The following is a 22122-nucleotide window of genomic DNA, read 5'->3' as shown; positions in this document are numbered from 1 at the left end:
CGAGGTCCTCTCTCTCGACCGGTCCGTTATTCCAGACACATTAACTATCAAGTTAACTCTTTCAGCGCCGACTCACGGGTATTCCGGAAAAATTAAAGGCACACACGTAATGAGCGCAAAATGGTTGGACAATCTGAAAGTCAGCAAGAAGCTCGGGCTGGGCTTTGCCGCTATTTTGCTCGGGGTACTGACCGTTACCGTGATCGGTTACTCCAGCACCAACCTGCTGATCGAGCGCATGGGCAAAAGCAGCAAGGTCGCCGAGATCAAGGCTGACGTTCTGAATGCCCGGATCGCTGCGCAAGCCTATGCGACCGGCCCTACCGCCGCAGGTGTGCAGAATTACGCCAGCGCGCTGGATACCTTGAGCCGCAGTGTCGATCAGGGCCTGCAGGTGTTCGTGATCTCGAGCAACCTGGCCAAGCTGCGCGAGATCAAGGAGCAGGTGGGCGGTCTGAAGCAGACGTTCGACCAGCTGGTCGGCATCAATCAGAAAGTCGATGAAGCGTTGAAACCGATCATCAAGGTGTCCGATGACGTCAGCGCGACCTTCGAGAATCTGCTGAACAAGACCATTGACGACACCTTGCGCGCGCCGAATGAAACCGGCATCAGGCAGGTCAAGATCGCTGGCGACCTGCGTAACGGCATGACCAATTTCCGTCTGGTGTTTCGCCGCTACCTGAGCGTTCCGAATGCCGACAACCGTCAGGCCACCTATAAGGCCGCCGACGCCCTGATTGCGCAAGTGGATGCCGCTCGCAGCCAGTTGCCTGTCGAGGCAAATGCCGCAGTGGATGCCGCGCTGGTGGCGTTGAAACAGTACAAAGTGCTGATGACGTCGATTTCGGACATGCTTCAGCAGACCGAGCAGATCCGCAATGACCTGCAACAGCAATCCGTAGCGACCGCAGCCCGTGCCGATGATCTGGCGGCGCTGCAGGTCATCAGTGCCAAGAAAGAACAACAAACCGCTGTGGTGCAATTGCTCAGCGTAGCGCTGGTCGTGCTGCTGGTCGGCATCTTTGCTGCGTTCCTGATCACGCGTCAGATTACCGTGCCGTTGAACAGCACCGTGATTGCGGCGCGCCGTATTGCCGACGGTGATCTGACCCATGACAGCAGCACCACCCGCCAGGACGAACTGGGCCTGCTGCAGAACACCATGCAACACATGACCGTTTCGCTGCGCGGTCTGATCGGTGGCATCGGCAACGGTGTGACGCAGATCGCCACGGCGGCCGAGCAGTTGTCTGCGGTCAGCGAGCAGACCAGCGCGGGTGTCACCCTGCAGAAAAACGAAGTCGATCAGGTCGCCACCGCCATGAACGAAATGGCCTCTACCGTACAGGAAGTGGCGCGCAACACCGAAGACGCTTCGCAAGCCGCCAAGCAGGCCAGCGAGCGCGCCGCGCACGGTAGCAGTGTGGTGCAGCATGCCACGCGCGAAATCGGTCAACTGGCCGGTGAAGTACAGCAACTGGGTGAAGCCATGCAGCGCCTGACCGAAGACAGCGGCAAAATCGGCAGCGTGATTGACGTGATCAAGGCGGTCGCCGAGCAGACCAACCTGCTGGCGCTCAACGCAGCCATCGAGGCTGCACGGGCAGGCGAGCAGGGTCGCGGTTTTGCCGTGGTGGCTGACGAAGTCCGCTCGCTGGCTCAGCGTACGCAGAACTCCACAACCGAAATCGAAGCGCTGATCCAGGCGTTGCAAAAAGGTACAGGCGCCGCCTCGGGCCTGATGGACGCCAGCCTGCAGCGCACTGAAGGCACCGTGGTGCTCGCTCGTCAGGCTGAACAGGCGCTGGTGGAAATCAACCAGTCCATTGGCACCATTGAACAGATGAGTCAGCAGATTTCCACCGCGGCCGAGCAACAGAGCGCCGTGACCGAAGAAATCAACCGCAGCGTACTCAGTGTTCGCGACATTGCCGATCAGTCCGCTTCGGCCACCGAGCAAAGCGCAGCATCGACCGTCGAGCTGGCCCGTCTGGGCAGCGATTTGCAGAGCATGGTCGCGCGTTTCAAGATTTAATCTGCGCCAGGCCAAGTCGGCCTCCTGACCCCATCAAGAGGCCGACTGCCGTTGTTCCGCCCGCACCACCATCCACACGCCGATACCTGACACCGCCATGCCTGACGCCATCTGCCAGGACAGCGGTTCGTCGAACATCGCCCAGGCCCAGAGCATCGTCACCGGTGGGCTGAGGTACAGCACACTGGCGACGCGGGTGGCTGACGCGCGGCGCAGACACACCCAATACAGTCCGTACCCGCCCAGGGTTGCCAGCCCCACCGTCCATAGCACGCTCAGCGCAAAGCCGGTGCTGGCTACAGGCGCCAGGCTGCCCTGTGTGCCTTGAATGATCGCGAAGGCGACGCTGGAGACAGCGCATTGCAGCCACAGGTTGGGCAGCAGTGCCATGGGTTGCGCGGTACCGGATTTTTTCTGCCACAACGTCGCAATGGCCAGCGAAAACATACCCAGCAGCGGCAGGCCGTAGGCCCACAGCGGTGCGTCACCCACCGCCAGCGCGCTGTAGGTCACCAGCACTACACCGATCAGCCCGACAAACAGCCCTGCCCAGATTGGCCAGGCCAGCCGTTGGCCGAGCACTACTGCCGCCAGGAGTGCCATGCCCATCGGCAACAAATCGGCAAACAGCGCAGCGAGGCCGGCAGGCACACCCAGCGCAATGCCCTGCGTGACCCCGGCGACGTAGCCGGTCATGGCCAGCAAGCCGATACCTGCGTTTTTCAGCAGCGTGGCAGCCGGGATCGACCTCAGTTGCCTGGCGACAAAAGGCAGCAGGATCAGGGTGACCACCACACAACGCCAGAACACCACCAGCAGCGGCGGCGCGTGGTCAAGGGAAAAGCGTGCGCCGACGAAGCCCGAACTCCAGGTCAGAACCAGCGCAGCTTCCAGCAGGGGCAGAGGAATGGCCTGGTGCCAGGCAGGCCGCGAGACGCTCGGAGCAATCGACAGGTATGGGTTCATGGACACAGGTTACGAAACCGGCGTAGTCTAATAAATCAAAATTAACTGCATGAGTTATTCAGGAATTCTGAATCATGACGGCCATTCTCGACATCGAACTGGTGCGCACCTTTCATGCGGTGGCGCGGATAGGAAAGTTTTCCGCAGCCGCCGAGCAACTTCATAAAAGCCCGGCAGCGGTGAGTGTGCATATCCAGCGCCTTGAGGCCGTGGCAGGCGGGCGCTTGCTCAATCGGGACAACCAGGCAGTGTCGCTGACGGCGCTGGGCAAGCGCCTGCTGTTGTCGACGACAGAGCTGCTGTCCACGCACGACCGGGTGCTGGCGGATCTGCAAGGCACTCATCTGGCCGGACGCATCACGCTGGGGGTTCCGGATGAGTACGCCGTGCATGTCATTCGCGACATCCTGCCAGTGTTCGCGGCCGCGTGGCCCAATGTCGTGCTGGAGTTGAAATCCGCACCCAGCTACGCCCTGCGCGAGCAGGTTGCGCGTGGCAAGTTGCAGACAGCAGTGATCGCGCAACCCAAAGGGCAGCTGAGTGCTGATGCGCAGTTTCTGGTATCGACCAAGCCGGTCTGGGTCGGGCCGGCCAGCGTTGCACTGGCATCCGCTGACCCGGTGCCGCTGGCCGTTCACGCAGCGCAATGTCCTTATCGTGAAGCCATGCTGGCCTCACTCAAAGACAATGGCCGCAAAATCCGTGTAGTCCTCGAAAGCCCGTCCAATCAGGCGATCAAGGCCTGTGTGGAAGCGGGCCTGGCGATCAGCCTCATCGATCGGAGCGGGGTCACGCAAGCCATGCAGATTCTCGATGACCTGCCTGAAATACCCGAGCACGAAATCGTCTTCCTGCGCTCGCCGTCGTCACAGAACGACGAGGCGGTGAGCCTGCTGGCGCAGGCCCTGCAGAAGTATTTTCGGGTTTAGCCGGGAACACTGCAGCCGAAGTGTGTTATCGACTGCAGGAACGCTTTCGGCTCAACCGTCCTTGAACAGAAAGCTGTAGGCATTCAGCGCCGGCACGCCGCCCAGGTGGGCGTAGAGCACTTTCGAGCCTTCGGGGAATTCGCCATTGCGCACCATGTCGATCATGCCGTGCATGGATTTGCCTTCGTAGACCGGGTCGGTCAACACGCCTTCCAGGCGGGCGCAGAGGCGGATGGCTTCGAGGGTGCCATCGTTCGGCAGGCCGTATTCCGGGTAGGCGTAGCGGGTGTCGAGCACCACGTCTTCGGCGGTGATTTCGCGGCCTAGCTCCACCAGTTTTGCAGTGTTCTGAGCGATACGCAGGACCTGCGCGCGGGTCTTTTCCGGTTTCGCCGACGCGTCGATACCAATCACACGCTGTGCCCGGCCATCGGCAGCGAAGCCGACGAGCATGCCTGCGTGAGTGCTGCCGGTCACCGAGCAGACCACGATGTAGTCGAATTTGAAGCCCAGCTCTTCTTCCTGCTGGCGCACTTCATCGGCAAAACGCACGAACCCCAGGCCGCCATAAGGGTGTTCCGAGCAGCCCGCTGGAATCGGGAACGGTTTGCCGCCGCCTTCCTCGACGTCGGCCATGGCCTTTTCCCAGCTCGGGCGAATGCCGATATCGAAGCCTGCCGAATCCAGGCGCACATCGGCGCCCATGATGCGCGACATCTCGATATTGCCGACCCGGTCGTACAACGCGTCGGAATAGTTGACCCAATTCTCCTGAACCAGCACGCACTTCATGCCCAGATGCGCCGCCACGGCTGCCACCTGACGGGTCTGGTTGGACTGGATGCCACCGATCGATACCAGTGTGTCGTAGCCGCCGTCGATGGCTTCCGGCACCAGGTATTCCAGTTTGCGGGTCTTGTTGCCGCCGAAAGCCAGACCGCTGTTGCAATCCTCGCGCTTGGCATACAACTCGACCTTGCCGCCCAAATGCTCACTCAGGCGTTTCAGTGGGGTAATGGGCGAGGGGCCGAAGGTCAGAGGGTAGCGCTTGAACTTGCTCAGGTTCATATCGGGTCTCCGTTGATAAGTTGATCCGGGCATTGAAGGTAGGGCTCGATGTGTTTATCGAGCGGCCCGGCATGGCTCCCATCATAGGAAAACTGCGAATAATCGTGGTTGCAAAGAATTGTCTATCTACAAAATAAGCGTTAGCCTGAATGCAACTAAACAGACTTTTATTGTGTGAATTTCATTATGAAAGCAATAAATGAACGCACTAAAAAGTCCGGTGCCGATGTAACGCCGCTGCTGGACAGGATTGACCGCGCCATCCTCAAGACCCTGCAACGTGACGCGTCCATTTCCAATGTGGCACTTGCCGAGAAGGTCAAACTGAGTCCGCCTGCGTGCCTGCGGCGCGTCGAGCGGCTGAAAGAGGCGGGCGTGATCAAGGGCGTGGTGGCGCTGCTCAATGGCGATGTTCTGGACGCGGGCATGGTGGTGCTGATCGGTGTCGTGCTGGACCGCTCGACACCGGATTCATTTGCGCAATTCGAAGCCGCCGCGCAGAAGGTTTCCGGCTGCATGGAGTTTCATGTCGTCACCGGCGAGTTCGACTACTTCATGTTGCTGCGCACCCGGGACAGTCAAAGCTTCAACCGCCTGCACGCTGAACAGTTACTGTACTTGCCCGGTGTCAGGCAGATCCGTTCGTTCATGGGGCTGCGTCAGGTTGTTTCCACGACACAATTACCTCTCTGACGGGGTTCGGCGTGGCCTGTTTGCTGCATGCAGCGTCAAACGTTCACGTCTGACCAAGGTCAGAGTTGCTGACTGCCACACGATTGACTCTGGCGCATGATTCAATCAGTGCCTCTCTCTTTTTTACTTGCTCAAGGATTTTCATTTTGGCTGCTGGAAGCTTGCTTACCCTGCTTGACGATATTGCGACGCTGCTCGATGACGTGGCGCTGGCCACGAAGAAGACAGCGGGTGTGCTGGGTGATGATCTGGCGCTCAATGCCCAGCAGGTCACCGGTGTTTCGGCGGATCGCGAGTTGCCGGTTGTCTGGGCCGTGGCCAAGGGGTCGCTGCTCAACAAGGCCATTCTGGTTCCGGCAGCGTTGCTGATCAGTGCTTTCGCACCCTGGGCGATTCTGCCGTTGCTGATGATCGGCGGTGCGTTTCTGTGCTTCGAGGGCTTCGAGAAAATCGCCCATAAATGGCTGCATCCCGAAACCGGCGAAGAGCATGAGCAGCGCAAGCAGGCGTCGACGGATGCGTCCGTGGACATGGTGGCGTTCGAAAAGGAGCGCGTAAAAGGCGCGATTCGTACGGACTTCATTCTTTCTGCGGAAATCATCGTGCTCGCACTGGGTGTGGTCTCGGCCAGACCCTTCATGGATCAGGTCGGTGTGCTGGTCATCGTTGCAGTGCTGATCACCGTCGGTGTCTACGGGCTGGTGGCCGGTATCGTCAAACTCGATGACCTGGGCCTGTACCTGAAGAAAAGCGCAGCTTCGGCGTCACAAAAGATCGGTGCCGGCCTGCTGTGGCTGGCACCTGTATTGATGAAAGTGCTGTCGATCGTCGGTACGGCTGCGATGTTCATGGTCGGCGGCGGGATTCTGGTCCACGGCCTGCCGTTCGCTCATCATTGGGTCGAAGGCGTGACCGAAGCGGCAGCGGGGGCGGTAGGCGGTCTGTCGATGATCGTCCCGACCCTGATCGATGCGCTCGCCGGGATCATTGCCGGTGCCGTGCTGGTGTTGGTCGTGACGCTGATTGGCAAGGTCTGGAAAGCTGCGAAGGAGTGATTGAGGCGGTCATCCACACTTCTGATCCAAGGCCGTGAAGGCGAGCCGGGCGACGCTTCGCTTGCTCGCGAAGGGGTTGGTACAGCCAACCAAGGGTGGCTGAAACACCGCCTTCGCGAGCAAGCTCGCTCCCACAGAATTCCGGAGTGAGCGTCATCACCGTCAAACAACGTGCTTAGAAGAACACCTTGACCAGCAAACTCGCGGTGTTCTGATCGGTGTCGAAGGAGCTGGTGTCCTTGATGCCGTATTTGTTGGTCCAGTAGTCGTATTCGATACCCACGTACAGCTGCCGCTCCGGGTAATTCAATGCCTTGCCCAGGTCATACTTGATCTGCGGGTTGAAGTGCAGGTTGGAGTGGTAAGTGCCACGCGAGGTCTTGTCGTTGTCGACCACCCAGTCCATGAAACCGTCGATCAGCACATCCGATTTGCCCACCGGAATGGTGTAGGACCACACCGGAGTGATCTGCCACACGCCGTCGCCCGGGCGATTGCCTTCGGTCTGGCGCTGGTAGAAGTTGAGCTGGAAGTAGTCGAAACCCGGGATCTTCAAGTCGAACGCCGGACCGATCAGGTACGACTCGTTATCGCCCTCACCGAACTCGTAAGTTGCGGCAATCAACACATCGCTGATCGGCCCGAACTCGAACTTCTGGCCGAAGATCTTGCCCAGCGACAGGCGTGGCGAGAACTCGCCGTAATAGGTGTTATCGCCAGCGGTAGCGTCTTTCTTGCCGTTGTAGAAGATCTTGTCGACGAAGAAGAAGTTGTCGCCGTACTTCCAGCTGTCCGCGTGCTCAAAGGTAAAGGTCTGCTGATTTTCCGGGTTGACAGCAAAGTCTCGTCCATTGAGATAGGTCAGGCTATTACTCTGCCACTGGAAAATATCCCCTGCCATGGCGGGTGCAGCAGCCAGCAGACTGCTGGCCAGTAATGCACTGGAAATCGTACGGTTCATGCGGTGAGCCCCTTGATGTAGATCGTGATTTTTTCGGACTGGCGTTCTATGCGTGACGCCTTGTCGGTGGTTGCAATAATTTGTCTGTCTGGTCAGCTTTGTGTTGTTAGCAAGAGCTGCGCCAATCAGTGAAAAAAAGTTTAAGTAACCCTTCAAATCGATATCCAGGTGTCGATTTCAGGTCATTTTTTTCAATGGGCAGCGTTCTGAGTGCCGTTCAGCCAGTGGGCCGCCCGGTCAGGTTCAGCTATCGGCAAAGAGAGGGGCGCGTTGGCAGCGGCGGCGGAGGATACTGACTCGCGTCGCCGTGCTCAAGTGCTCCAGAGCAGGGCGTCCGGAGCGAAAACAGGGCAATGCCCGTTGCCTCAGTTGATGTGTGCGCCCTGATCGATCCAGGCGCCTACCAGATCACGTTCCTGCTGGGTCATCTGGGTGATATTGCCCAGCGGCATGATCGGCGCGGTGATTGCCTGCGCCTTGATGCGCGGCGCCTGTTGCTGGATCTGTTCAGGCGTATCGAACATCACACCGGCCGGAGCGACGCTGAACAGCTGGCTGGTAGGCGTGGCCGAGTGACAGACCGAACAACGTTGCCGGATGACGTCGTGCACCTTGTTGAAGTCTGCACCTGCCACCTTGGCAGGCTCGGGCTGAGCAGGCGCTGCCTGGGCAGGCGCAGCGGCGGGTTGCGCAGGTTGCTCATCAGCCCGATGACCGCCGACCGCCGTACCGGGCAGTGGCTGATAGACGATCTTGGCTGGCGGTTGCGCAGGGCCGGTGACATACGCCAGGCACAGCATGCCCAGTGCCGCGACCGGCAGGGTCCAGGCGAATCGATGGCTGTTGTGTCGTGTATTGAAGTAATGGCGCACCAGCACGGCCAGCAGCGCGATGCCGGCGAGAATCAGCCAGTTGTACTCACTGCCGTAGGTGCTTGGAAAGTGATTGCTGATCATGATGAACAGCACGGGCAGGGTGAAGTAGTTGTTGTGTCGTGAACGCAACAGGCCTTTTGCCGGCAGGCTTGGGTCCGGCGTACGGTTCTCGGCAATCGCGGCCACCAGCGCGCGCTGGGCCGGCATGATGACGCGGAACACGTTGCCGACCATGATGGTGCCCATGATCGCGCCCACATGCAGGTAGGCACCGCGACCGCTGAATACTTTGCTGAACCCGTACGCCGCCGCCACCAGCAGCACGAACAGGACCACGCCCAACAGGGCAGGGCGCTTGCCCAGTGGCGAGTCACACAGAAAACTGTAGATGAACCAGCCGACGAACAACGAACCCAGGCCGATGTGCACACCCTCGGCGCCACTCAGGCTGCTGCCCGGTGCCAGCAGGTACAGCGTCGGGTTGGCGTAGAACACCACGCACAACAGCGCGACCCCTGATAGCCAGGTCGAATAGGCTTCCCATTTGAACCAGTGCAGATTCTCCGGCATGGTCGGTGGTGCGAGCTTGTACTTCTCCAGGTGGTAGATGCCGCCGCCGTGGATCGCCCACAGATCACCCGACAGGCCTTCACGCGGGTTGCTGCGGTTGAGGTTGTTCTCCAGCCAGACGAAGTAGAACGATGCGCCGATCCAGGCGACGCCGACAATCATGTGAATCCAGCGCACGCCCAGATTCAGCCATTCCATCATATGTGCCAGCACGGTGTTTACCCTTCCAGTGGGTGGGGATCGAGAACCAGCAACTGGCTCTCGGCAAAGTAATGCTCGTCGCAGTTGTTGCCTTCGCCACTGCGATCAACCACCAGGAAGTCATCCCGCTTTTCGATCGTCAGCACCGGATGGTGCCAGACGCCGCGATGGTAATTGACACCCTGCCTGCCGTTCGACACGAAGGCGCGGGTCGCCTCTGATTCAGGCACATCGCCGACCGGCGCGACCACGATCAGAAAGGGGTTGCCGAGCAGCGGCACGAACGCCTGACTGCCCAGCGGATGACGCTCCAGCATGCCGATGGTCAACGGCATCGGCAGCGCTTCGGCGCGGAAGATGCTGATGATCGCCTTGTCCTCCGGCTGCGCGGTCTGCACGTCAGCCAGACGATGAAAGCGCATGGTCGAGCCGTTGTTGATCATGAAGTGATCGCTGCCGTCGGTTTCGATCACATCACCGAATGGCGCAAAGGCTTCCTTGGTCAGTGGCTCGATTATCAGTTTGCGCATGCGGGTTCTTCTTCAATAGTTTTGAGGGTGCGCTCATCGTTATACACAAATCCGCTTTGGATTCTGGCCGGAGGCCGTAGGAGCGGACCGGGCGACGCTTCGCTTGTTCGCGAAAGGGCCGGTACATTCTCCAAAAATGCGTCGTCTGAAACACCGTCTTCGCGAACAAGCGAAGCGTCGCCCGGTCCGCTCCTACGCCCTTCGGGCAGAAGCCTGGCAGCCTTTTATTCAGGGCGCTCCAGGACTTATGTATATGATGAGCGCCGAACGTAGGAACGAGAGTTTATGCGTTGTTACCTGGCTACCTTGCCCAGCACTCGCAGGCGGCTCACGCCACCGTCCGGGAATACGTTCAGGCGGATGTGGGTGATCGGGCCGATCGCCTTGATCTGCTCGGCGAACTCGTGTTCGGCGTGCATGGTCAGCTTCTGGCTGGGCAGCAACTCGCGCCAGAACAGGCTCTGGGTTTCGATCTGGCTGTCGGTGCCACCCTTGACCAGGGCGCCCTGGATCGAGCAACTGTCCGGGTAGTTACCTTTGAAGTGCAGGGTATCGACGATGACTTTCTCGACTTCGCCCTGGTGCCCGAGCGCCACGATCACCCAGTCGTTGCCGGGCGTGCGGCGCCGCGCGGTTTCCCAGCCGTCGCCCATGTTCACGCCGCGACCAGGGTTGAGGATGTTGCTCATGCTGCCGTAGTGTTCATCGGAGCAGGCAATCGATCGGCCGCCATTGAGTGCTGCAACCAGATCGATCTGCTCGTCCGCGCTGACTTTCGACCAGTCGCGATGCGGCACACCGTATACGCGCAGACGCGCGACACCGCCGTCCGGGTAGATGTTGAAGCGCAGGTGGCTGAACGCTTGATCGCTGCTGATCTCATGGTAATGATGGCTGTTGCCTTGCAGCTCCACAGACGGCAGCACTTCGGTCCAGGCGGTGTTTTCATCGGGCTCGCCCGACGCCAGGAAGCACGCTTCCAGCGATGCGGAAGGCGGGAAGTTACCGGTGAAAAACGAGGTGTCGATGTCCACACCCTTGATGGTTCCCGCCACACCGAGGCGAATCACCGCGCTGTCGTACCCTTCGAAACGCTTGCGGCGTGACTCCCAGCCGTCCATCCACTTGCCGTTGTCGTCGAACACGCCTTCTTTCCAGACGGCCGGGGTCGGCTGGAACAGCCGGTTGGCGTCGGCGAACCAGTCATCGGTGACCGAAAGGATCTTGGTGCCCAGACGCGCGTCGGCCAGGTTCACGAACTTCTCGAACGGTGCGGCGTAAACTTTCATGCTCTTTGTCTGCCTTCTGAATACGGTTATGACTGCGACGCTCAAAGCGCCTGTAGACGAAACAGTGCGATCTTGTTGATCTCGGCCAGGGCGCAAGCGAACTCGGCCTCGGGCGAGTGGTGAATGCGTTGCTCGAACGCCGCCAGAATCTTATGCCTGTCGCTGCCCTTGACCGCCATGATGAACGGAAAGCCGAAGCGGGCCTTGTAAGCCTCGTTCAACTCGGTAAAGCGCTGAAACTCTTCAGGCGTGCAGTGGTGGATACCGGCGCCGGCCTGTTCATCGGTACTGGCCTGAGTCAGCTCGCCCCGAACGGCAGCCTTGCCCGCCAGGTCCGGGTGGGCATTGATCAGTGCCAGTTGTTGCTCGGGTGTGGCACCCAGCAGAATCTCGCTCATGCGAGCGTGCAGGGTCTCGAGCTGATCGAGTTGCGCGCCTGTGCTTTGGTCGAACGCTTGCTGCGCGACCCACGGTGAGTGTTCGTAGATATCGGCGAAGGTCGCGATGAACGCATCCCTGCCCAGGCTTGAAGGTGTCAGTGTCTTGAACGTGCTCATTGCTCGGCCTTGCCGGTAAATGGATGCTCAGTGTGCCAGTGCCGGGCGATATCGACACGACGTGCAAACCACACCTGCTCATGGCCTTTGGCGTACTCGATGAAGCGCTTGAGTGCGGCGAGGCGGGCGGGGCGGCCGATCAGGCGGCAATGCAGGCCGATGGAAAGCATCTTCGGCGCGTCTTCGCCTTCGGCATACAGCACGTCGAACGCATCCTTGAGGTACTGAAAGAACTGCTCGCCGTTGTTGAAGCCCTGCACCTGGGTGAAACGCATGTCGTTGGTGTCCAGGGTGTACGGAATCACCAGATGCGGCTTGCCGGTCGGGTTGTTCGGCTCCCAGTACGGCAGGTCATCGTCATAGGTGTCGCAATCATAGAGAAAACCGCCTTCCTCCATGACCAGACGACGGGTGTTGGGGCCGGTGCGCCCGGTGTACCAGCCCAGCGGCCGTTCGCCGCTGATTTCGGTGAGGATCTGGATCGCCTGGCGCATGTGCTCACGCTCCTGGGCTTCGTCCATGTTCTGGTAGTCGATCCAGCGATAGCCGTGGCTGCAGATCTCATGACCTTCGGCGACCATGGCGCGGATCACCTCCGGGTGACGCTGCGCGGCCATGGCGACGGCGAAAATGGTCAGGGGGATATCGAACTGCCTGAACAGCTTGAGAATGCGCCACACACCGGCGCGGCTGCCGTACTCGTACAGCGACTCCATGCTCATGTTGCGCTGGCTCTGGAGTGGCTGCGCGGCAACCATCTCGGACAGAAAGGCTTCTGATTCCTTGTCGCCATGCAGAATATTGCGCTCGCCACCTTCCTCGTAATTCAGCACGAAAGACAAGGCAATGCGCGCATTGCCCGGCCAGCGTGGGTGAGGCGGGTTGTTGCCGTAACCGATCAGGTCGCGTGGGTAGTCAGCGCTCACTGCAAGCTTCCTTCTTGTCCATGGGGTGCGTTGGTTGCGTTAAGTCAGGTGCAATGCCAGGCGCGGTCGAGGCATTGCTGGGTCAAGATTGTATACAATTTTATTTTCAGCTTGTAACCCTGTACGTTTCTGCACCGAAGCGTGTCGGCAAGAGTAAAACAAGCAAGAAACCTGCCTGACTGGTCAGCTAATCATAAAAAACCTGATATTTTTCCTCTGCTTCCTCAAGGTTCGGCCCATCCCGTGCCCAGCCACCCTCTTGAATACGGGCTGTTGGTCGATCAGGAATTTATTGTGTACAGGTTTTCCCGAAAGTGTCTTAATCGGTCGCAATCGCACGATGTAGAGCACTTCATTGGTGCACTGCGTCACCATGGCCGGATGTGAGGAGTGAAGTTTTGGGAAAATTGACCACACACGTACTGGACGCCGCTCACGGCTGCCCGGGCAGCGCCATCCGCATCGAGTTGTACCGGGTCGAAGACCAGCAGTTGCTGCACATTGTCAGTGCGCTTACCAACAGCGATGGGCGCTGCGATGCACCCCTGCTGCAGGGCGAGGCCTATCAATCCGGCGTCTATCAATTGCACTTCAAGGCTGGCGATTATTACCGCGCGCGGGGCGTGGTCCTGAATGAGCCCGCCTTTCTCGATGAGGTGGTGCTGCGCTTCGGCATTGATGCAGGTCAGGAACACTTTCATGTGCCGCTGTTAATCTCGCCGTACAGCTACTCGACGTACAGGGGCAGCTGAATACCTCTTGCCCGCCCCACACTGCGGGCTTTTTTTTGCGCGTATCTGCGCTTTTGCCCTGTGTACAATGCGCCAGTCCCGACGCCGCCATCCACCTGCGCACGAGTGCCCATGAACGACCAGTCCCTGCCTCTCAAGAAACAGCCGCGCAGCCTTGGCTCAAGCCGTAACGTCACGCAGGACGATGTCGTTTACGAACATGTTTTCGATGCCATTCTGGAACAGCGGCTGGCGCCGGGCACCAAACTGAGTGAGGAGGCGCTGGGCGAGATTTTCGGTGTCAGCCGCACCATCATTCGTCGCGCCCTGTCGCGGTTGGGCCATGAGGGCGTCGTGCTGTTGCGCCCCAACCGTGGTGCGGTGGTTGCCAGCCCCAGCGTCGAAGAGGCGCGTCAGGTGTTTTTCGCGCGGCGCATGATCGAGAAGGCAATCACTGAACTGGCGGTCGAGCACGCCACTGCCGAGCAACTGGCCGAGCTGCGCCAGATGGTCAGCGACGAGCGCGACAGCTTTGCTCGCGGTGATCGGGGCGCCGGTATTCGTCTGTCCGGCGAGTTTCACCTCCAGTTGGCCGTGGCCGCGAGGAACGCGCCGCTGATCAGCTTCCAGCGCAGCCTGGTGTCGCAGACCTCACTGATCATTGCCCAGTACGAAACCGGCAATCGCACGCATTGTTCCTACGATGAGCACAACCAGCTGATCGACGCCATCGAAGCCCGCAATGCAGCGCTGGCCGTCGAACTGATGATGCATCACATGGACCACATCGACAGCAAGCTCAACCTTGACGAAGACAGCGCCTCGGATGATTTGCATGCGGTGTTCTCGCACGTCATGGGCCGGAAAAAGCCGGTGCGTTGAGGGTGTCTGGATAATTCAATCTCTTGACGACGCAGAGCGTCGTGAACTGCATTCCCACGCTGGAGCGTGGGGAACGATAATCTTAACTTCGTGCTGAAGCTCTGCGTCGTAATTCAACTATCGTGCGACGCTCCGCGTCGTCATGCCGTTCCGGACGCTCCGCGTCCTCTTGGCGACGCAGAGCGTCGCGAACTGCATTCCCACGCGGAGCGTGGGGAACGATAATCTTAACTTCGTGCTGAAGCGCTGCGTCGGTAATTCAACTATCGTGCGACGCTCCGCGTCGTCATGCCGTTCCGGACGCTCCGCGTCCTCTTGGCGACGCAGAGCGTCGTGAACTGCATTCCCACGCTGGAGCGTGGGGAACGATAATCTTAACTTCGTGCTGAACTGCGTCGGTAATTCAACTATCGTGCGACGCTCCGCGTCGGCATGCCGTTCCGGACGCTCCGCGTCCTCTTGGCGACGCAGAGCGTCGCGAACTGCATTCCCACGCGGAGCGTGAGGAACGATAATCTTAACTTCGTGCTGACGCTCTGCGTCGGTAATTCAACTATCGTGCGACGCAGAGCGTCGTCACGCCGTTCCGGACGCTCCGCGTCCTCTTGGCGACGCAGAGCGTCGTGAACTGCATTCCCACGCGGAGCGTGGGGAACGATAATCTTAACTTCGTGCTGAAGCTCTGCGTCGTAATTCAACTATCGTGCGACGCTCCGCGTCGTCATGCCGTTCCGGACGCTCTGCGTCCTCTTGGCACGCTGGGGCGTGAGGAACGAGGTGCTAGCCTCTGTCATGCACCAATCGCCCACCCGACCAGGTCTGCTTCACCGTCCGGTCGTCACCGATGGTCATCAGCACGAACAGAATCTCTTCGATAGTCTTCGCCTGCTTCAAGCGATACGACAGCAGCGGGGTGGCGTTGTAGTCGAGCACCAGGAAGTCGGCCTCGTTGCCGGGCTTCAGGCTGCCGACCTTGTCTTCCAGACGCAGCGCCCGCGCGCCGCCCAGCGTTGCCAGGTACAGTGATTTGAACGGATTGAGCCGTGCGCCCTGCATCTGCATGACCTTGTAGGCCTCGTTCAGGGTCTGCAGAATCGAAAAGCTGGTGCCGCCGCCCACGTCGGTGCCCAGACCGACATTCACCTTGTGCTTCTCGGCCATCGGCAGGTTGAACAGGCCGCTGCCCAGAAACAGGTTGGAGGTCGGGCAGAAGGCAATCGCCGAACCGGTCTGCGCCAGTCGGGCGCATTGTTCGTCGCACAAATGAACGCCATGGGCGAACACCGAGCGCTCGCCGAGCAGGTTGAAGTGATCGTAGACGTCCAGGTAATGCTTGCGCTCCGGGAACAGCGCCTTGACCCACTCGATCTCCTGAAGGTTCTCGCTGATGTGGGTCTGCAGGTACAGGCCGGGATACTCGGTGAGCAACTGGCCGGCCAGGCTCAATTGCTCCGGGCTACTGGTCGGCGCGAATCGAGGCGTCACTGCGTAGCTCAAACGCCCTTTGCCATGCCAGCGCTCGATCAGTGCCTTGCTGTCGGCATACCCGGATTCTGGCGTATCGACCAGATAATCCGGCGCATTGCGGTCCATCATCACCTTGCCGGCGATCATGCGCAGATCAAGTGCCTGGGCCGCGCTGAAAAACGCCTCGACCGATGCCTTGTGCACGCTGCCGAACACCAGCGCCGTGGTGGTGCCGTTGCGCAGCAGCTCTTTGATGAAGATGTCGGCCACCTGCGCCGAATGCGCGGGGTCGGCGAACTGACTTTCGCAGGGGAAGGTGTAGGTGTTGAGCCAGTCCAGCAATTGCTCGCCGTAGGAGCCGATCATGCCGGTTTGCGGCAAGTGAATATGGGTGTCGATGAACCCCGGTGTGATCAGTGCGTCCGTGTACTCGATCAACTCGACATCGTCGTCGAGCCGCTCCAGCAGATCGGCAGCGTGACCCACCGAAACGATCTTGCCGTCCTCGACCAGCAGCAAGCCGTCGGCAAAGTATTCACAGGATGCCTCCAGCGCCACTTCGGCCGGGTCGGCTAGGCTGTGAACGATGGCGGCGCGGTAGGCTTTACGGCGGGAAACTGAACTCATGGCACTCTCGTTGTGACTCATTGCGACTGACTGCGGCGCGATACAGGCAGCAGTCTGGCGATAGGTTCGGCATTGGCGGTGTGTTGGCCAAAGCTGACATTGTAAGTGGCGATTATTTCCGCGGCGATCGACACCGCGATCTCGATGGGCAGCTTGCCTTTGACCTCGGCCAGGCCCATCGGGCAACGCATGCGTTGCAGCAGACTGGCGTCGAAACCGCGTTCCCGCAAGCGATGTTCGAACTTGACCCGTTTGGTTTTCGAGCCGATCAGCCCGAAGTAACCAAAGTCGCCACGCGTGAGGATGGCGGCCGTCAGTTCCAGATCCAGCTGATGGTTGTGGGTCATCACGATGCAATAGGTGCCGACCGGCAGTTGCGCGACCTCGTCGACCGGCTCGTCATTGATAATCTTCGTCACACCCTCGGGCATCTGTTCGGGGAATTCCTGCTCACGGCTGTCGATCCAGCGTACCCGGCAGGGCAGGCTGGCCAGCAACGGCACCAGCGCGCGGCCGACATGACCGGCACCGAATACGGCGATCTGCGCGACGGGCTCGCCCATCGGTTCGAACAACAGCACGTTCACGCCACCGCAGCACTGGCCCAGGCTTGCACCCAGGTTGAAACGTTCGAGGCGCGTCTGCCGGGTGCCGCTGGCAAGCATCTCGCGGGCGATCTCCATGGCCTTGTATTCCAGGTGGCCGCCACCGATGGTGTCGTGGATGTGCTCGGCGCAGACCACCATTTTCGATCCGGCATTACGTGGCGTGGAGCCCAGCTCCTCGATGATCGTCACCAGAATGCCGGGTTCTCCACGGGCCTGCAGCTCGGCCAGGGCGCTGATCCAGTTGTTCATTTCTGCTCCAGGACAGAGTGATCCAGGCCAGGCGCCTTCGCGAGCAAGCTCGCTCCCACGGGGGCATCCTGAATAGATGAAGGCGAGCCTGGCGAAGCTTCACTTGCCCGCGAAGAGGCAGAAACACTCGGCTCGGCGCCTTCGCTGGATGCGCGACGCGCAGCGCTGTTCTGACGCATCTGTTCACAGCCCCACAGCACTTTTTCCGGTGTTGCCGGGGCGTCGATGTTCGGTTGATAACGGTAGTCGCCCAGACTCGCCACGGCGTCCTTGATCGCGCACCAGGCGGCGATGCCGAGCATGAACGGCGGCTCGCCGACGGCTTTGGAATGGAATACCGTGTCTTCCGGGTTCTTGCGGTTCTCTACCAGCTTGATGCGCAGATCGAGCGGCATGTCTGCCACTGCCGGGATCTTGTAGGACGCCGGGCCGCTGGTCATCAGCTTGCCCTTGTCGTTCCACACCAGTTCCTCGGTGGTCAGCCAGCCGGCGCCCTGAATATAGCCGCCTTCGACCTGACCGATATCGATGGCCGGGTTCAGCGACGCGCCGACATCGTGAAGGATGTCGGTGCGTAACATCTTGTATTCGCCGGTCAGCGTATCGACGATGACCTCCACGCAGGCTGCGCCAAAGGCGTAATAATAGAACGGCCGGCCACGCGCCTGGCTGCGGTCGTAGAAAATCTTCGGCGTCTTGTAATAGCCGGTGCTCGACAGCGACACCTGGCCCATCCATGCCAATTGCGCCAGTTCGGCGAACGGCAGGTACAGCTCGCCGATCCGTACATGGCCGTTGCGGAATTCGACCTCCGCTTCGCTCACCTGATAGTGCCTGGCGGCAAACTCCACCAGCCGTTGCTTGAGGATTTCAGCGGCATTCTGTGCGGCTTTGCCGTTCAGGTCCGTGCCGCTCGAAGCGGCAGTCGGCGAGGTGTTCGGCACCTTGTCGGTGTTGGTCGCGGTGATCTGGATGCGCTCGATGTCTACCTGAAACACCTCGGCGACCACCTGCGCGACCTTGGTGTTCAAGCCCTGGCCCATTTCGGTGCCGCCATGGTTCAGGTGGATGCTGCCGTCGGTGTAGATATGAATCAGCGCCCCGGCCTGATTGAGAAAGCTGGCGGTGAACGAGATGCCGAACTTGACCGGCGTCAGCGCCAGGCCTTTTTTCAAAACCGGACTGCCGGCATTGAACGCACGAATCGCCTCGCGGCGCTCGGCGTACTGGCTGCTTTGCTCGAGGTCGGCGGTCATCTCTTCCAGCAGGTTGTGTTCGACCGTCTGGTAATAGTGGGTGACGTTACGCTCGGTCTTGCCGTAATAGTTGGCCTTGCGCACGTGCAGCGGGTCCTTGCCCAGGAAACGTGCAATGCAGTCCATGACCTCTTCGATGGCGACCATGCCCTGCGGGCCGCCGAAGCCCCGGTAGGCGGTGTTGGACGCGGTGTGCGTCTTGCAGCGGTGGCCGTTGACGGTGGCTTCGCCCAGGTAATACGCGTTATCGGCATGGAACATGGCGCGGTCGACGATGGACGCCGAGAGGTCCGGCGAATAGCCGCAGTTGCCGGCCAGATCCAGCTGTATACCCTGCAGACGACCGTCATCATCGAAACCCACGTCGTACTCGATGTAGAACGGGTGGCGCTTACCGGTCATCTGCATGTCTTCGAAACGTTGCAGGCGCATCTTGGTGGGCTGGCCGGTCAATCGGGCGATCACTGCGCACAGGCAGGCCGGGCTGGCCGCCTGGGTTTCCTTTCCGCCAAAACCACCGCCCATGCGGCGCATGTCGACCACGATGCGGTTCATTGGCACGCCCAGCACCTCGGCCACCAGTTTCTGGATTTCCGTGGGGTTCTGGGTCGAGCAATAGACGATCATGCCGCCGTCTTCGGTCGGCATCACCGAGGATATCTGGGTTTCCAGGTAAAAATGCTCCTGGCCGCCAATGTGCAGGTTGCCCTGCAGGCGGTGGGTTGCGCGCGCCAGCGCAGCGGCAGAGTCGCCACGCTTGTGCGTATGGCTGTCGAGCACGAAGTGTTTCTGGCGCAGGGCCTGGACCACATCCAGCACCGGTTGCAGGTCTTCGTATTCGATGATCGCCGCCATCGCCGCCTGGCGTGCAGTGTCCAGGTCGCGAGCCGCCACGGCGAGCACCGGTTGCCCGACGAACTCCACCTTGTCGATGGCCAGCAGCGGGTCGCCGGGCAGCAACGGCCCGATGTCCTTGAGCCCCGGAATATCCTGATGGGTAATCGCGATGCGTACACCTTCGAAGGCGTAGCAGGGCGAGGTATCGATGCTGACGATGCGCGCATGGGCGCGGTCGGAAAGGCGTGCGTACACGTGCAACTGGTTGGGAAATTCCAGGCGATCATCGATGTACACCGCTTCGCCGGACACGTGTTTGTCGGCACTGTCGTGCTTGACGCTGCGGCCCACGCCGGTGTGCAGACCCTGCTGAAATACCGCCAGCATCTCCGCCTGGGTGCTGTTTGAGGAATGCTCAGACATAGTCAGTCACCCGCGTTGGAACGGCTGGGGTCTGTAACTCGATGAAGTACTTGCGCAGCAGGTTTTGCGCACTCAACAGGCGGTATTCTTTGCTCGCCCGGAAATCCGAGAGTGGGGTGAAGTCCTCGCTCAGTGCCGCGCAGGCGCGCTCGACGGTTGCATGGCTCCATGGTTGCCCGATCAGCGCCTGTTCGCAGGCCGCTGCACGCTTGGGAATCGCTGCCATACCACCGAACGCTACGCGAGCCTCGTGGATGACGCCGCCTTCCAGGGTCAGACGAAAAGCCGCGCAGACCGCCGAGATGTCGTCATCCAGCCGTTTGGAGACTTTATAGGCGCGGAAAATCTGTCGCGAAGAGGCAGTGGGCACGATGATCTTTTCGATGAACTCGCTTTCCTGGCGGGCCGTGACCTTGTAGTCGATGAAATAGTCTTCCAGCGCCAGGGTGCGTTGACTGTTGCCTTTGCGCAGCACGATCTGCGCACCGAGGGCGATCAGCAGCGGCGGGGAGTCGCCGATGGGGGAGGCGTTGCCGATGTTGCCGCCCAGCGTGCCCTGATTGCGGATCTGCAACGAGGCGAAGCGCTGCAGTAACTCGCCAAAGTCCGGGTATTCGGCCTTGAGTGCTGCATAGCAATCGGTCAGCGGGGTTGCCGCACCGATCTCCAGGCGGTCATCGAAACGCTTCACGCCCTTCATTTCATCGATGTGTCCGACGTAAATCATCACCGGCAACTGTTTGTGAAACTGCGTGACCTCCAGGGCCAGATCGGTACCGCCGGCCAGCAGGCGCGCCTGTGGATGGCTGTCGTAGAGGTCTGCCAGATCCGCCACGGTCAGCGGAATGAAGCAGCGTTTTTCGCCGTCATTCAGTTCATCGGTGCCGGCCGGGGCGATGGCGCGCAGGCGTTCGACGGTTTGCGTCTGGCGCTGATCGAACTGGTCCGGCAGGCGCTGCGCGCAAGACTGCTCGGCGGCGGCCAGAATAGGGCGATAACCGGTACAACGACACAAGTTGCCGGCCAGGGCTTCGTGGGCCTGATGGGCATCGGCTTCGCTGCTGTTCTTTTGCAGGGCAAACAGCGACATCACAAAGCCGGGGGTACAAAAGCCGCATTGCGAGCCATGACACTCGACCATCGCCTTCTGCACGCTGTGCAACTGCCCCTGATGCTTGAGGTCTTCGACGCTGATCAATTGCTTGCCGTGCAGCGACGCCATGAACGTCAGGCACGAATTGAGGCTGCGATAACGCAGCGTTTGCTCGCCGTCGGTGTCACTGTGCAACTCGCCAACCACGACGGTGCAGGCACCGCAGTCACCACTGGCGCAACCTTCCTTGGTACCGGGCTTGTGTGCCTGCTCACGCAGGTAGGTCAGCACGGTCATGTTCGGATTCAGGCTGCGCTCGGTTTTTAGCTCTTGGTTCAAAAGGAACTGAATCACGGCGCAAAGCCCTCATGTTTATTGTCATCAGACATGTCGATGAATCTATCAGCTCTGTTTATTGGGTCAATTTGTTTCTGACTTCTGAGTCAGGAAATTGAGTTTTTCGGCAATCTGCCGATCAAAGAGCCTCTGGTTCTTGAATCGCCTGTCGGCTGTGATTCAAGGTTTTGCGTATTTCGTGCCAGTTTCCGCGTTTATGGCCCTGCGCCACCCGTGCCGGTTGAGATACACTCCGCGACTTGCATGCGGAACTGGTTTTTTCTGAAGGATAGTCATGACGTTCAAGGCCCCGGACAGCCTCGCTGAGCAAATTGCTCATCATCTTGCCGAGCGGATCATTCGCGGTGAGCTCAAGCCTGGAGAGCGTATCCAGGAACAGAAAGTCACGCAGGCGTTGAACGTCAGCCGTGGCTCCGTGCGCGAAGCATTACTGATTCTGGAGCGCCGCCACCTGGTGGTGATCCTGCCGCGTCGTGGCGCACAGGTCACGGTGCTCAATGCGCACAATGTCATTAGCCTGTGCAGCCTGATGAGCGAGCTGTACATTCTGCTGGCCAATGCGGTGGTCGAGCGCTGGAAGACCGAAGAGGATCTTGCGCCGTTTCTGCAGATACAACAGCGTCTGCAGGCCAGTTTCGAGCAGCAGGACGTCAATGCATTCGTCGAAGAGAGCTTCAATGTCATGCGCGCGGCTTACCCGTTCGCCAGCAACCCGTACCTCGAAGAAACCGTCGAGAACCTGCAGCCTTCCATGAGCCGCAGCTATTTCATCGCGCTCGAGCAACGCAAGGCTGATATGGGTGACTACCTGGCGTTGTTCGGCGATCTGCTTGGCGCAGTGATGGTGCGGGATATGCCGAAGATTCGTGTCGTGCTGGTCAGCTACTGTCAGCGCAGCTGCCAGCTGGTGCTGGCCGCCCTGGCAGCGGGCTGA

Annotated in this window: 19 protein-coding genes and 1 pseudogene; 8 read left to right on the top strand and 12 right to left on the bottom strand. The window is 60.0% G+C overall.

Translation table 11 applies throughout. The features are described from left to right. Positions 1-109: 109 nt before the first annotated feature. Together KBY02_RS26660 and KBY02_RS26655 are read left to right on the top strand one after the other, a co-directional pair. Positions 110-1132: pseudogene (locus KBY02_RS26660) on the top strand (methyl-accepting chemotaxis protein); the annotation flags it as partial. 33 nt (positions 1133-1165) lie between these two features. Next, positions 1166-2038 (top strand): methyl-accepting chemotaxis protein, encoded by an 873-nt coding sequence (locus tag KBY02_RS26655; RefSeq protein ID WP_412548794.1) that lies wholly within the window; start codon positions 1166-1168, stop codon positions 2036-2038. 33 nt (positions 2039-2071) lie between these two features. On the opposite strand, the gene KBY02_RS22905 is transcribed toward KBY02_RS26655, so the two are convergent. Continuing rightward, complete coding sequence (locus KBY02_RS22905; protein ID WP_225650782.1) at positions 2072-3004, bottom strand: DMT family transporter; 933 nt, start codon at positions 3002-3004, stop codon at positions 2072-2074. 74 nt (positions 3005-3078) lie between these two features. Between KBY02_RS22905 and KBY02_RS22900 the strand changes: the two genes are divergently transcribed. Then, positions 3079-3933, top strand: coding sequence for a LysR family transcriptional regulator (locus KBY02_RS22900; RefSeq protein ID WP_058822608.1), 855 nt, complete (start codon positions 3079-3081; stop codon positions 3931-3933). A 51-nt stretch (positions 3934-3984) separates the two neighbouring features. Here KBY02_RS22900 and KBY02_RS22895 read toward each other — a convergent pair whose 3' ends face one another. Then, positions 3985-5001: a 1-aminocyclopropane-1-carboxylate deaminase gene (locus KBY02_RS22895; RefSeq protein ID WP_003415810.1), complete on the bottom strand. Its 1017-nt coding sequence runs from the start codon at positions 4999-5001 to the stop codon at positions 3985-3987. Positions 5002-5187: 186 nt separating this feature from the next. On the opposite strand from KBY02_RS22895, the gene KBY02_RS22890 reads away from it, so the two are divergent. Both KBY02_RS22890 and KBY02_RS22885 read left to right on the top strand, forming a co-directional pair. Continuing rightward, positions 5188-5694 (top strand): Lrp/AsnC family transcriptional regulator, encoded by a 507-nt coding sequence (locus KBY02_RS22890; protein WP_003315203.1) that lies wholly within the window; start codon positions 5188-5190, stop codon positions 5692-5694. A gap of 146 nt (positions 5695-5840) precedes the next feature. After that, entirely contained in the window at positions 5841-6749 is a 909-nt protein-coding gene (locus KBY02_RS22885) for a DUF808 domain-containing protein (protein ID WP_024660992.1), read from the top strand. Between the two features lie 175 nt (positions 6750-6924). On the opposite strand, the gene KBY02_RS22880 is transcribed toward KBY02_RS22885, so the two are convergent. From KBY02_RS22880 to puuE, 6 genes are all read right to left on the bottom strand, one after another. After that, complete coding sequence (locus KBY02_RS22880) at positions 6925-7710, bottom strand: outer membrane protein OmpK (RefSeq protein ID WP_003423373.1); 786 nt, start codon at positions 7708-7710, stop codon at positions 6925-6927. Positions 7711-8075: 365 nt separating this feature from the next. Beyond that, entirely contained in the window at positions 8076-9368 is a 1293-nt protein-coding gene (locus KBY02_RS22875; RefSeq protein WP_192875154.1) for a urate hydroxylase PuuD, read from the bottom strand. Between the two features lie 5 nt (positions 9369-9373). Beyond that, the gene (locus KBY02_RS22870; RefSeq protein ID WP_003415815.1) at positions 9374-9886 is read right to left on the bottom strand and encodes an ureidoglycolate lyase; all 513 of its coding nucleotides are present in this window, start codon (positions 9884-9886) and stop codon (positions 9374-9376) included. Positions 9887-10179: 293 nt separating this feature from the next. Next, positions 10180-11175: an allantoicase gene (gene alc, locus KBY02_RS22865; RefSeq protein WP_003404363.1), complete on the bottom strand. Its 996-nt coding sequence runs from the start codon at positions 11173-11175 to the stop codon at positions 10180-10182. 41 nt (positions 11176-11216) lie between these two features. Then, positions 11217-11732 (bottom strand): 2-oxo-4-hydroxy-4-carboxy-5-ureidoimidazoline decarboxylase, encoded by a 516-nt coding sequence (gene uraD, locus KBY02_RS22860; RefSeq protein ID WP_054092416.1) that lies wholly within the window; start codon positions 11730-11732, stop codon positions 11217-11219. Further along, on the bottom strand, positions 11729-12658 hold the full coding sequence (puuE, locus tag KBY02_RS22855) for an allantoinase PuuE (RefSeq protein ID WP_060405880.1): 930 nt from the start codon (positions 12656-12658) through the stop codon (positions 11729-11731). Before puuE ends, uraD begins: the two co-directional genes overlap by 4 nt. A gap of 398 nt (positions 12659-13056) precedes the next feature. On the opposite strand from puuE, the gene uraH reads away from it, so the two are divergent. Next, entirely contained in the window at positions 13057-13410 is a 354-nt protein-coding gene (gene uraH / locus KBY02_RS22850) for a hydroxyisourate hydrolase (RefSeq protein ID WP_003415819.1), read from the top strand. A gap of 111 nt (positions 13411-13521) precedes the next feature. Beyond that, positions 13522-14271 (top strand): GntR family transcriptional regulator, encoded by a 750-nt coding sequence (locus tag KBY02_RS22845; protein WP_003397271.1) that lies wholly within the window; start codon positions 13522-13524, stop codon positions 14269-14271. Positions 14272-15051: 780 nt separating this feature from the next. Here KBY02_RS22845 and guaD read toward each other — a convergent pair. Genes guaD through xdhA form a run of 4 tightly spaced genes read right to left on the bottom strand, consistent with a single transcriptional unit; the run spans position 15052 to position 21185 of the window. After that, a complete protein-coding gene (gene guaD, locus KBY02_RS22840; protein ID WP_225650777.1) occupies positions 15052-16365 on the bottom strand; it encodes a guanine deaminase in 1314 nt (437 codons plus the stop codon). Between the two features lie 17 nt (positions 16366-16382). Then, on the bottom strand, positions 16383-17222 hold the full coding sequence (gene xdhC, locus KBY02_RS22835; RefSeq protein ID WP_060405878.1) for a xanthine dehydrogenase accessory protein XdhC: 840 nt from the start codon (positions 17220-17222) through the stop codon (positions 16383-16385). Next, entirely contained in the window at positions 17219-19738 is a 2520-nt protein-coding gene (gene xdhB, locus KBY02_RS22830) for a xanthine dehydrogenase molybdopterin binding subunit (protein ID WP_225650776.1), read from the bottom strand. The genes xdhC and xdhB overlap by 4 nt, the downstream gene beginning before the upstream one ends. Then, the gene (xdhA, locus tag KBY02_RS22825) at positions 19731-21185 is read right to left on the bottom strand and encodes a xanthine dehydrogenase small subunit (protein ID WP_054092439.1); all 1455 of its coding nucleotides are present in this window, start codon (positions 21183-21185) and stop codon (positions 19731-19733) included. Before xdhA ends, xdhB begins: the two co-directional genes overlap by 8 nt. Before the next feature lie 277 nt (positions 21186-21462). Between xdhA and KBY02_RS22820 the strand changes: the two genes are divergently transcribed. Further along, positions 21463-22122 (top strand): GntR family transcriptional regulator, encoded by a 660-nt coding sequence (locus KBY02_RS22820; RefSeq protein ID WP_104683914.1) that lies wholly within the window; start codon positions 21463-21465, stop codon positions 22120-22122.

The organism is Pseudomonas sp. P129, assembly GCF_020312195.1.
In the GTDB taxonomy this organism is placed as follows: Bacteria; Pseudomonadota; Gammaproteobacteria; order Pseudomonadales; family Pseudomonadaceae; genus Aquipseudomonas; species Aquipseudomonas fragariae.
The sequence above is the reverse complement of the archived record's forward strand: the minus strand, read 5'-3'. Positions and strand labels throughout refer to the sequence as shown.

Excerpts from the sequence above, each read along its gene's own strand:
- KBY02_RS22820 (WP_104683914.1), top strand. The coding sequence starts at position 21,463 with ATGACGTTCAAGGCCCCGGACAGCCTCGCTGAGCAAATTGCTCATCAT.
- alc (WP_003404363.1), bottom strand. The coding sequence starts at position 11,175 with ATGAAAGTTTACGCCGCACCGTTCGAGAAGTTCGTGAACCTGGCCGAC.
- KBY02_RS22890 (WP_003315203.1), top strand. The coding sequence starts at position 5,188 with ATGAAAGCAATAAATGAACGCACTAAAAAGTCCGGTGCCGATGTAACG.
- KBY02_RS22880 (WP_003423373.1), bottom strand. The coding sequence starts at position 7,710 with ATGAACCGTACGATTTCCAGTGCATTACTGGCCAGCAGTCTGCTGGCT.
- KBY02_RS22845 (WP_003397271.1), top strand. The coding sequence starts at position 13,522 with ATGAACGACCAGTCCCTGCCTCTCAAGAAACAGCCGCGCAGCCTTGGC.
- KBY02_RS22900 (WP_058822608.1), top strand. The coding sequence starts at position 3,079 with ATGACGGCCATTCTCGACATCGAACTGGTGCGCACCTTTCATGCGGTG.
- KBY02_RS22905 (WP_225650782.1), bottom strand. The coding sequence starts at position 3,004 with ATGAACCCATACCTGTCGATTGCTCCGAGCGTCTCGCGGCCTGCCTGG.
- xdhB (WP_225650776.1), bottom strand. The coding sequence starts at position 19,738 with ATGTCTGAGCATTCCTCAAACAGCACCCAGGCGGAGATGCTGGCGGTA.
- KBY02_RS22895 (WP_003415810.1), bottom strand. The coding sequence starts at position 5,001 with ATGAACCTGAGCAAGTTCAAGCGCTACCCTCTGACCTTCGGCCCCTCG.
- guaD (WP_225650777.1), bottom strand. The coding sequence starts at position 16,365 with ATGAGTTCAGTTTCCCGCCGTAAAGCCTACCGCGCCGCCATCGTTCAC.
- KBY02_RS26655 (WP_412548794.1), top strand. The coding sequence starts at position 1,166 with ATGCAACACATGACCGTTTCGCTGCGCGGTCTGATCGGTGGCATCGGC.
- xdhC (WP_060405878.1), bottom strand. The coding sequence starts at position 17,222 with ATGAACAACTGGATCAGCGCCCTGGCCGAGCTGCAGGCCCGTGGAGAA.
- uraD (WP_054092416.1), bottom strand. The coding sequence starts at position 11,732 with ATGAGCACGTTCAAGACACTGACACCTTCAAGCCTGGGCAGGGATGCG.
- KBY02_RS22870 (WP_003415815.1), bottom strand. The coding sequence starts at position 9,886 with ATGCGCAAACTGATAATCGAGCCACTGACCAAGGAAGCCTTTGCGCCA.